This window comes from Streptomyces sp. NPDC001093, assembly GCF_040298985.1.
Lineage (GTDB): Bacteria > Actinomycetota > Actinomycetes > Streptomycetales > Streptomycetaceae > Streptomyces.
Window position 1 is genome coordinate 1 of the sequence record NZ_JBEPBF010000262.1, and the last position, 4130, is coordinate 4130.

The following is a 4130-nucleotide window of genomic DNA, read 5'->3' on the forward strand; positions in this document are numbered from 1 at the left end:
ATGGTACTGCAGGGGGGACCCTGTGGGAGAGTAGGACACCGCCGAACAATTCTTGGGAAAGGCCCACGCCGGAAGGCGTGGGCCTTTCTGCGTTTAGGGTTGGCCCATGCGCTTTGACCTGATCATCTTCGACAATGACGGGGTGCTCGTCGACAGCGAGCCCATCTCCAATCGGCATCTGGCCGCCTACCTGACCGAGTTGGGGCACCCGACGTCGTACGAGGAATCCATCCGGGACTACATGGGCTCGGCGATGCACCGGGTCCATGAGGTCGTGCTGCAGCGGACCGGTCAGCGACTGCCCGACGACTTCGACGACGTCTTCCACGCGCGCGTGTTCGCCGCGTTCGAGCGTGAGTTGCAGCCTGTGGCGGGCGTGGCCGGCGTACTGGAGAAGCTGGCCGCGGACGGGGTGCCGTACTGCGTGGCCTCCTCGGGCAGTCATGCCCGGATCCGGGTCGGGCACCGTACGACCGGGCTCGACCGCTGGTTCGCGGAGGAGCGGATCTTCAGCTCCGAGGACGTGGGACGTGGGAAGCCGGCGCCCGATCTCTTCCTGTACGCCGCGGAGCGGATGGGGGTGTCGCCGCAGCGGTGTCTGGTCGTGGAGGACTCTCCGCTGGGGGTCCAGGCGGCCGTGGCGGCCGGGATGACGGTCTACGGGTTCACCGCGATGACGCCGGCGGCGAAGCTGGCAAGCGCCGACCAACTCTTTTCCACCATGGGCGAGTTGGCTGACCTGCTGGTATGACCTGAGCCATCGGTCCAGTCCTGACAATTGTCATGCGGACGTCCGGACGATCGTTTCTACTGGGGGACCCCCTGCGGCGGCGATGCTGAGGGCATGACGAAGAACACGGGGACCCAGGGCCGGACCGAGCGGCAGCAGAAGCAGAACCCGAGCGTGCTGGACAACTTCAAGCCGCTGCTCCTGGACGTCGCGGTGCCGCTCGGCTCGTACTACCTCTTCAAGGACGCCTTCGGGATGAGCACCTTCGCCGCGCTCGCCTGGAGCAGTGTGGTGCCGGCGCTGAGGACCGTGTGGGGCCTGGTGAAGGAGCGGAGGACGAACGCGCTGGCCGGTCTCATCCTGGTCGTCAACGTCGTCTCGCTGCTGCTGAGCTTCGTCTCCGGTGACCCGCGGCTGATGCTCGCCAAGGACAGCGGGGTCAGCAGCGTCGTCGCCTTCGGCATCCTCGCCTCCGTCTGGGTGGGCAAGCCGATGATGACCGCGGGCATGAAGCCGTTCCTGGTGAAGGGCGACGCGGCCAAGGAGGCCGCCTGGGAGCGGCTGGTCTCCGGGGCGTCGGTCCGGTCCGCGGACTTCCGGAGCAAGGAGAAGGCGTTCTCGGTCGTCTGGGGGCTGGTGCTGCTCGCCGAGTGTGCCGCCCGGGTTGTGGGTGCGTACACCGTTCCCGTGGACACGATGGTGTGGCTCGGGACCGTTGTCCTCGTCGGCGCGATGGTGATCGGGTTCGTGGTCAGCGGCGGCCTGGCCGCCGGGCCGATGGAGAGCATGCTGGCCGCCGAGGTCGAGGCCGGCGAAGCCGGGACGCTCGAGGCCGGTGTCTCCGAGACGTCCGAGGCCGGTGCGTCCGAAGTCGCTGTCGTCGCCTGAGCCGTCATGCCGTAAGGCCGTCAGTCGGTAACGCCGTCAGTCGGTAACGCCGCCACTCGGTAACGCCGCCACTCGGTAAAGCTGAGGGAAATTCATCTTTGGCTGGATCTACCCACAGGTAGCCCGGGGCCCTACGCTCGCCGCCATGACTGATGTGCTGCGGCGCGGCAGGGCCTCGCTGGCGTTCAGCTTCTTCGCTCAGGGCGCCACCTTCGCCCTGCTGGTGACGCGGATCCCGGCCATCCAGGACCGGTACGGCGTCTCCGACGCGTTGCTGCCGGTCTTCCTGGCCGCCGTACCGATCCTCGCCGGTGCCGGCAGCGTGACCACCGAGCAGCTGGTGAAGCGGATACGGCCCAGCCGGCTGCTGCGCTGGTCCCAGCCGGTCGTCCTGCTGGCGCTGCTCGGCGCCGGGGCGGGCGGGCACCTCGCGGAGCTGGCGGTGGCGCTGGGCGCGTTCGGGCTGGCCGTGGGCGCGCTGGACGCCTCCATGAACATGCTCGGGGTGAGCCTGCAACGGTCGTACGGGCGCAGCATCATGCTCAGCTTCCATGCCGCGTACAGCCTGGGCGGGATCCTGGGGGCCTCGCTGGCGTGGGTCGGGGCGCACTGGCATCTCGCGCTGTGGGTGTCGTACCTGCCGGTGGTGGCCGTGCTGCTGCCGGCGACGTTCGTGGGGAGCCGGTGGTACGTCGACGGCGATCCGGCGCCCGTGGCCGAGGAGCAGGGCAGGAGCGGCGGGGGTGTCGTCTTCAGGCTGCTGCTGCCGCTGTGTCTGGTGATGACCTTCGCCTACATCGGGGACTCGACCGTCTCCAACTGGAGCGCGAAGTACCTGAAGGACGTGCTGGGCAGCTCGGAGCAGCTGGCCACGGTGCCGTACAACGTGTACATGGTGACGACGCTGCTGGGGCGGGCCATCGGGGACTTCGGGGTGCGGCGGTTCGGGGCCGTGGCGGTCGTACGGCTCGGGACGCTGGTGGCGGCCGGCGGGTTCGCGGTGGTGGCCTCGGCGTCCGGGGCGTGGGTGGGGATGCTCGGGTTCACGCTGCTGGGTCTGGGGCTGTGCGTGCTGGTGCCGCAGACGTTCGCGGCGGCGGGGCGGTTGTTCCCGGGGGCTTCGGATGCGGCCATCGCGCGGCTCAATATTTTCAATTACGTGGGATTCCTGGTCGGTTCGCCCTTGGTGGGTGCTCTGGGCGATGCCTGGAGCTATCGGGGAGCCATGCTCGTGCCGATGGTGTTGGTGCTGGTGACGCTCGTGTACGCCAGGTCGTTCGCCGCTCAACCGGACAGATACGGTGGCGGGCATGAGCGGCCGCGCACAGCTGATGTGGGACGAGGCAGTAACGGGCTATGACTTCGGCCCGGACCATCCGATGGATCCGGTCCGGCTGGCACTGACCCGGAAACTGGTGGGGGCTTTCGGGCTCGACCGGGAGATGGAGGTCGTCGCGGCCAAGCCGGCCGGGGAGTCGACGCTGCGGCTGGTCCATCGTGAGGACTACATCGACGCCGTGAAGGCCGCGTCGGCCGATCCGGCGGCGGCGGACCCGTCGTACGGGCTCGGGACCCTCGACGATCCCGCGTTCGCGGGGATGCACGAGGTGTCCGCGCTGATCGCCGGGCAGTCGGTGGGGGCGGCGGAGGCGGTGTGGCGGGGGGATGCCGAGCACGCCGTGAACTTCGCGGGCGGACTGCATCACGCGATGCCCGGGGGCGCGTCGGGGTTCTGCGTGTACAACGACGCCTCGCTGGCCATCGCCCGGTTGCTGGAGCTGGGGGCCGAGCGGGTCGCGTATGTGGATGTCGACGTACACCACGGGGACGGGGTGCAGGCGGCGTTCTGGGAGGATCCGCGGGTTCTGACGATCTCGCTGCACGAGCATCCCCGTACGTTGTTCCCGCAGACCGGGTGGCCGGAGGAGACGGGCGCCGGGGCGGGGGAGGGGGCCGCGGTGAACGTGGCGCTGCCTGCGGGGACCGGGGACGCGGGGTGGGTGCGGGCGTTCCACGCGGTGGTGCCGGAGCTGCTGGCGGAGTTCCGGCCGCAGGTGCTCGTGTCGCAGCACGGGGCGGATACGCACTTCGAGGATCCGCTCGCGCATCTTGCGGTGTCGCTGGACGCGCAGCGGGCTGTGCAGGTGGCGTGTCATGAGCTGGCGCACGAGTACGCCGGGGGGAAGTGGGTCGCGCTCGGGGGCGGCGGGTACGCGGTGGTGGACGTCGTGCCGCGCTCGTGGACGCATCTGGTGGGGATCGCGGCGGGGAGGCCGGTGGCGCCGGAGGCGATGATTCCCGAGGCGTGGCGGCAGGACGCGTTCGCTCGGACTCGGCAGTTCGGGCCGCAGCGGATGACTGATGGGCGGTGGCCGGTGAGTTGGGCGTCGTGGGAGTCGGGTTACGACCCTGCGGATCGGGTTGATCAGGCGGTACGGGCGACTCGTCGGGCGGTGTTTCCGCTGCGGGGGTTGCTGCCCTGAACCGCCCAGGGGGCTCCGCCCCCTGGACC

General features: G+C 69.8%; 4 protein-coding genes. All 4 read left to right on the forward strand.

The window, feature by feature from the left end; genetic code table 11:
• Window positions 1–106 precede the first annotated feature (106 nt).
• The gene (locus ABT288_RS49560; RefSeq protein WP_351623390.1) at window positions 107–751 is read left to right on the forward strand and encodes an HAD family hydrolase; all 645 of its coding nucleotides are present in this window, start codon (window positions 107–109) and stop codon (window positions 749–751) included.
• Window positions 752–844: 93 nt separating this feature from the next.
• On the forward strand, window positions 845–1618 hold the full coding sequence (locus tag ABT288_RS49565) for a VC0807 family protein (RefSeq protein WP_351623391.1): 774 nt from the start codon (window positions 845–847) through the stop codon (window positions 1616–1618).
• 145 nt (window positions 1619–1763) lie between these two features.
• The gene (locus ABT288_RS49570; RefSeq protein WP_351623392.1) at window positions 1764–2978 is read left to right on the forward strand and encodes an MFS transporter; all 1215 of its coding nucleotides are present in this window, start codon (window positions 1764–1766) and stop codon (window positions 2976–2978) included.
• A complete protein-coding gene (locus ABT288_RS49575) occupies window positions 2929–4101 on the forward strand; it encodes an acetoin utilization protein AcuC (RefSeq protein WP_351623393.1) in 1173 nt (390 codons plus the stop codon). The genes ABT288_RS49570 and ABT288_RS49575 overlap by 50 nt, the downstream gene beginning before the upstream one ends.
• Window positions 4102–4130: the final 29 nt, after the last annotated feature.